Source organism: Rahnella sp. P4_A8 (genome assembly GCF_056402435.1).
In genome coordinates this window covers 1-656 of sequence record NZ_JBFUHK010000348.1, presented here as the reverse complement: position 1 = coordinate 656, position 656 = coordinate 1, and the positions used below count along the sequence as shown (strand labels likewise).

1 protein-coding gene is annotated in these 656 nt (G+C 59.0%); it reads right to left on the bottom strand.

Going from position 1 to position 656, the window contains the following annotated elements; genetic code table 11:
* Positions 1-656, bottom strand: a 656-nt coding sequence (locus tag AC1DUO_RS25915) for a ShlB/FhaC/HecB family hemolysin secretion/activation protein (protein WP_477989598.1), incomplete at both ends; no start/stop codon positions are given.

Here is a 656-nt window from a genome sequence, read left to right as displayed (position 1 = left end):
CGAGCAGGTTATTGCCGGTCAGCGAACCGCTGACCTGTCCGGTGCCGGTGCTTTTCTGCCCTGAGTTATCAAAACCGGCGCTGGCCTGCAGGGGAAACTCAGGCTTTGAGGTGAGGTTGACGATGGAGTATCCCGGCTGGCTGCCGGGCTGGATTTCAATCTGCACCGGCGTTTTGCGCAGCCGGTTAATCTGCTCCATCCCCTGTTCGATATCGCGCAGGTTAAGGATGTTGCCGGTCAGCCCCGGAAACGCCATCGCCAGCATTGCGCCGCGCTGGTTTTCCATTTTGATGGCTTCGAGTTTGCCTTCCATCACCGTCAGGCTGAGCGTGCCGGAAGATAAATCCTGTTCGGTGAGAAATGCGCGGCTGGTGATGTAACCCTGGCCGATATACCAGTCGGAGAGCAGTTTCACCAGGGCATTAATCTGGCCCATGCCGAGGCACTGTTGCAGATAGGGTTGGGTCAGTTTTTGCTGTATTCGCGCGGGCATATGGTCTGCGCCGCTGAGGGTAATGTCGTGAATATCGAAGCACGGGCCGCCGGGTTGCGCTGGGGTTTGCGGCGCGGGGGCGACTGACGTGCTGCGCTCCAGTTCCTGACGCTGCTGCTGGTTCTGCTGCAGAAGTTGCCGCTGCTGCTGTTCGATACTGTCG